This window comes from Streptomyces sp. SID5785, from assembly GCF_009870065.1.
Taxonomy (GTDB): Bacteria; Actinomycetota; Actinomycetes; order Streptomycetales; family Streptomycetaceae; genus Streptomyces.
This window is the reverse complement of record NZ_WWIA01000404.1, coordinates 1-5,174: the sequence shown is the minus strand read 5'-3', so window position 1 is coordinate 5,174 and position 5,174 is coordinate 1. Positions and strand designations below refer to the sequence as shown.

Below are 5,174 nucleotides of genomic sequence, written 5' to 3'. Positions count from 1 at the left end.
CGCGGCCACCGGACCCGGCGCGACCACCGCGACCGCGTCCGTCCCCCCGTCCGCGCCCGGCCCGGACACCGCGCCCGCCGCCCCGGCGCCCGCGCCCCTGAGCCGCCGCGGTCTCCTCCTGCGCGGCGGGGGCATCGCGCTCGGCTTGGCCGCGGCCGGGGCGGGGGTCGCGTACCTGACCGGCGGCCCTGAGCGCGGCCCGGTGCGGTGGTCGCACGAGCTCGCGGACGTCGACGTCCGCAACTCCGACGGCCCGGACCTCGTCGTGGCGGGCGGCCGGGTGCACGTCGGCTCCGGCGACTACTACCGCAAGCCCGCCGCCGTCCACACCTTCGACCTCGCCACCGGCACACGGCTGTGGACGCACGCGTTCCGGCAGAAGTGGTCCCGGGACACCCACTTCACGGTCGTCGGCGACACCCTGCTCGCCCTGACCCAGCACCCCGACTACCCGGGCGGCGCGGTCGAGTCGATGGACGCCGCCACCGGAAAGCGGCTGTGGGGGAACCAGTCCACGGAGTCCGGTGAGATGCGGCTCGACATCCACCGGCCGAGCGGACTGCTGATCCACCGCTCGGACAACATCCTGGCCGCGAAGGACGCCCGCACCGGCGACTCCGCCTGGGTGAACGGCGATCTGGCGCCCACCGCGTCCAGCATCTCCTGGACCGTGGCCGGCGACCTGCTCCTGTGCTCGGGCGGCAACGCCGTGCACGGCAGGACCGGGAAGGTGGCGTGGACCCGGCCCGACTTCAGCCCGCTGGGGGACACCGCGCACACCGTCGGCAGGACCCTGCTCTGCTACGAGAAGGGCACGAAGGAACCCGTCGACCTCGTCGGCCGCTCGGTGGACACGGGCAAGGTGACGTGGCGCAGCCCGTTCCGGTCGACGAAGCCGGACGAGTTCACCGTGGGCGCCCACCAGCCGCTGGGTGAGCTGGTCTCGGGTGCTTCGGTGCTCCTCCCCCTGCCCGCGGGCTCCCGCAGGAGGCCGACCGCCCTGAACGTGCACACCGGCGCACCGGCGTGGACGTACGACCGCACGTACGAGGAGGCGGGTCTGGCGGACCGGGCGAGCACGGGGATACCGGGCGGCGCGTTCCTGCTGGCCACCGCGGACGGGCCGGTGTGCGTGGACGCGGCGGACGGCGCCGAGCGGTGGGACGCCGGGGGCGGGAGCGCGCGGCCGGCCGGCCCGTACGTGCAGCTCACCGAGATGGGCACGGAGCGGCTGTTCCAGGAGTGGACCCGGCTGCGGATCGTCGACGCGCGGCGCGGACGGACGCTGTGGTCGGGCCAGTTCGACGGCATGACCACGCGCACCCCGGCGGCGAGCGGGAAGACGGCGGTGGTCCTCGACTCCGGCGGCACGGTGTACGCGCTGCGGGTGTGAGGGGGCGTGACGGGCGTGGCGTCCCGGGAGGCGTCGCGCCGATAACGAGTTGGTTGCCCGGGGCCCGGACCCTATTGACGCCCCCTTCACCCGCGACTTACCTTCCTCGCATCCAATAGGAAACTTTCCTAACAGTGCGACGGCGCACCGCACGGGTCACCGCACCGCGGCGCACCGCCGCAGCGAGGAGGCAGTCTCATGGCCGGTTCCGCCCCGGGCACCCCCGGCACGCCGAGCGTGCTCCGCGCCATGAACGACCGCGCCGCGCTGGACCTCCTCGTCGCCCACGGGCCCCTCACCCGCACCCGGATCGGGGAGCTGACGGGCCTGTCCAAGCCGACCACCTCGCAGATTCTCGGGCGGCTCGAGGCGGCCGGGCTCGTCCGCACCACGGGCAGCCAGACCGGCCGTCCGGGGCCCAACGCGACCCTGTACGAGATCGCCCCGGCCGCCGCCCACGTCGCCGCGCTGTCCGCCGACCCGACCGGCATCACGGCCGTCGTCGCGGACATCACCGGCGCCGAGCGCGGCCGCTGCCGGATCGAGGCGCACGCCGTCGCCGAGGACGTGCGGCACCGCACGGCGCAGCTCGTCGCCGAGGCGGTCGACGGGGCGCTGCGCGGGGCCGGTCTCGGCCACGACGACCTGGCCGCCACCGTCATCGGCACGCCGGGCGCGATCGACCCGCGCTCCGGCGCACTGCGGTACGCCCCGCACCTGCCGGGCTGGCACTCGCGCACCCTGAGCGCGGAGCTCGCCGAGGTGCTCGGCACGCCCGTCTCGATCGAGAACGACGTCAACCTGGCGGCGATCGCCGAGCAGTACGAGGGCGCCGCCCAGGACCACGACGACTTCGTCCTCGCCTACGTGGACGAGGGCGTCGGCGCCGCGATCGTGCTGGGCGGTGTCCTGCTGCGCGGGGCGACCGGCGGCGCGGGCGAGATCGGCTACATGCCGCTGCCCGGCGCCCCGCTGGCCCGCGGCGGCACCGGCGCCTACGCCCGTGACGACGCGGGGGGCGGCTTCCAGAGCCTGATCGCCGCCCCGGCCGTGCGCCACCTGGCGGGCGGCGAGAAGGACCTGGCGGTGGCGCTCGCCGACGGCCCGGTCCGTGACGAGGTGGCCCGGCGCCTCGCGACCGGGCTCGCCGCCGTCGTCGCGGTCGTCGACCCCGAACTCGTCGTGCTGTCCGGCCAGGTCGCCCAGGCCGGCGGCGACGCCCTGCGGGCCCGCGTCGAAGAGGAGCTCACCGGGCTCGCCCTGCCCCGACCGCTGCTGCGCACGAGCGAGCTCGACGGCGACCCCATCCTCACCGGCGCCCTGCGCACCGCCCTCACCCAGGCCCGCGACACCGTCTTCGACACCAGCGGCGCCTGAGCCCCCGAACCTCCCTCACAGACCCCACAGCACAGCCCAGCACACCAACTCACCCACCCGTAAAGGACGTTCGCCATGCCGCGATGGCGCATACCCCTGCGCGCCCCCGTGGGGCTCGCCGCGGCCGGACTGCTGCTCGCCGGCTGCGCCAATCCGAGCACCGGAAGCGCCGCCGACGACCCGACGAAGCCCGTCACGCTGAAGTTCTGGCACGGCTGGTCGGCGCCCGGCGAGGTGAAGGCGATCGACGACTCGATCGCCCGCTTCGAGAAGCTGCACCCGAACATCAAGGTCGAGTCCACCGGCAACGTCTCGGACGCCACCACCAACCAGGCCCTGCGGGCCGGCGGTGACGAGGCCCCCGACGTCGTGTCGTCCTTCACCACGAACAACGTCGGCCAGTACTGCGACTCCGGGATGTGGGTGGACCTCGACCCGTTCATGAAGAAGAGCGGGCTCGACAAGACCAAGACCTTCCCCAAGTCCCTGCTCGACTACACGAGTTACGACGGCAACCAGTGCGCGCTGCCGCTCCTCGCGGACGCGTTCGGCATGTACTACAACAAGGACGCGTTCAGGGAGGCCGGGATCTCCCGGCCGCCGCGGACCATGTCCGAGTTCGTCGCCGACGCGAAGAAGCTCACGAAGAAGTCGGGCGACACCTACCAGCGGGTCGGGTTCATGCCGAACTTCCGGCTCTACCAGAACAGCCCCGACCGGCTGTTCGCGCAGTGGGGCCCGACCTACTTCGACAAGAACGGCAAGGCGCGGCTCGCGAAGGACCCCGCCACCTACGACTTCCTGAGGACCACCGGGAAGCTGATGGACGCGCAGGGCGGCTACAGCGCCCTGGAGCGGTTCCGGACCTCGTTCGGCGACGAGATGTCGAACCAGAACGCCTTCCTGACCGGCAAGCTCGCCATGCACCTCGACGGCGAGTGGCGCGGCCTCATGCTCGACGAGGCCAAGGCGAAGTTCGACTGGGGCGTCGCGCCGCTGCCGGTGCCGGACGACCGGGCCGAGACGTACGGGCGCGGGTATCTGACCGGCACGGTGGCCGGCATCGCGCACAGCAGCAAGCACCAGAACGCGGCCTGGGAACTGGTCCGGTTCCTGACCGCCGACACCGACCAGGTCGTCCGCTTCGCCAACGCGATCCACAACGTGCCCTCCACGCTCGCCGCCCTCAAGTCACCGAAGCTGGACGCCGATCCGAGCTTCCGCACCTTCCTCGACATCGCGAAGAACAAGTACAGCCAGGTGCTGCCCCCGTCGACGAACGGCGGCATGTACGTGGTCCAGCTCCAGGACTTCTCGTACACCGAGGAGGCGGGCAAGGTGCCCGATCTGAAGGCCGGGCTGAAACGCCTCGACAAGCTCATCGACGCCGACACCCTGCAGTCGCAGAACTGAGGACCCGCGCATGGCACTCACCCTCTCCCGGCCCGCGCGCCGCAGGCTGCGCACGCTGGGCTTCCTCTCCCCCTGGCTGATCGGGTTCAGCGTCTTCTTCGCGTACCCGCTCCTCGCCACCGTCTACTTCTCGTTCATGCACTACAACCAGATCAAGGCGCCCACGTTCGTGGGGCTGAGGAACTGGAAGTACGTGTTCCAGGACATGCCGCTGTTCGGTCCTGCCCTGTGGAACACGCTCTGGCTGGTCGTGGTCATGGTGGCGCTGCGGGTGGTCTTCGGGCTCTCGCTCGGGCTGCTGGTCACGAAGATCAAGAGCGGCGTCGGCCTGTTCCGCACCGCGTTCTACCTGCCCTACCTGGCGCCGCCGGTCGCGGCCACGGTCGCCTTCGTCTTCCTGCTCAACCCGGCGACCGGACCGGTCAACGAGATCCTCGCGAAGATCGGCCTCGACGGGCCCAACTGGTTCAACGACCCGACCTGGGCCAAGCCCTCGCTCGTCCTGCTCTCGCTGTGGGGCATCGGCGACCTCATGGTGATCTTCATGGCCGCCCTGCTCGACGTGCCGAAGGAGCAGTACGAGGCCGCCGACCTCGACGGGGCCGGCGCCTTCGCGAAGTTCCGCTACGTGACCTGGCCGTCGATCACCCCGATCGTCATGTTCGCCGTGGTCACCGGGGTCGTGCAGACGATGCAGTACTACACGCAGGCGCTCGTCGCCGGGAAGCTCGCCTCGGGCGTCTCCATCGGCCCCGGCTCGGTCATCCAGCCCGGCTACCCCGACCACTCGACCCTCACGGTCCCCCAGCTCGTCTACTCGATGGGCTTCCAGAACTTCAACACCGGCGCGGCGTGCGTGCTCTCGCTCGTCCTGTTCGCCATCGCCATGGCCGTGACCATGCTGCTGATGCGCAAGCGCTCGGGCCTGCTCGCGGCGGAGGACTGATCTCCCATGACCACATCCACGACCACGGCGGCGCCGCCCGCCCTA

General features: G+C 72.0%; 4 protein-coding genes. All 4 read left to right on the top strand.

Annotated features, from left to right (window positions below):
• On the top strand, window positions 1-1,393 hold a 1,393-nt coding region (locus tag GTW43_RS13435; RefSeq protein ID WP_161301898.1), incomplete at its 5' end, for a PQQ-binding-like beta-propeller repeat protein.
• Between the two features lie 198 nt (window positions 1,394-1,591).
• Entirely contained in the window at window positions 1,592-2,770 is a 1,179-nt protein-coding gene (locus GTW43_RS13430; protein WP_161301897.1) for an ROK family transcriptional regulator, read from the top strand.
• 75 nt (window positions 2,771-2,845) lie between these two features.
• Window positions 2,846-4,183: an ABC transporter substrate-binding protein gene (locus tag GTW43_RS13425; protein ID WP_161301896.1), complete on the top strand. Its 1,338-nt coding sequence runs from the start codon at window positions 2,846-2,848 to the stop codon at window positions 4,181-4,183.
• Window positions 4,184-4,193: 10 nt separating this feature from the next.
• Window positions 4,194-5,129, top strand: coding sequence for a sugar ABC transporter permease (locus GTW43_RS13420; RefSeq protein WP_161301895.1), 936 nt, complete (start codon window positions 4,194-4,196; stop codon window positions 5,127-5,129).
• The last annotated feature ends 45 nt before the right edge of the window (window positions 5,130-5,174 follow it).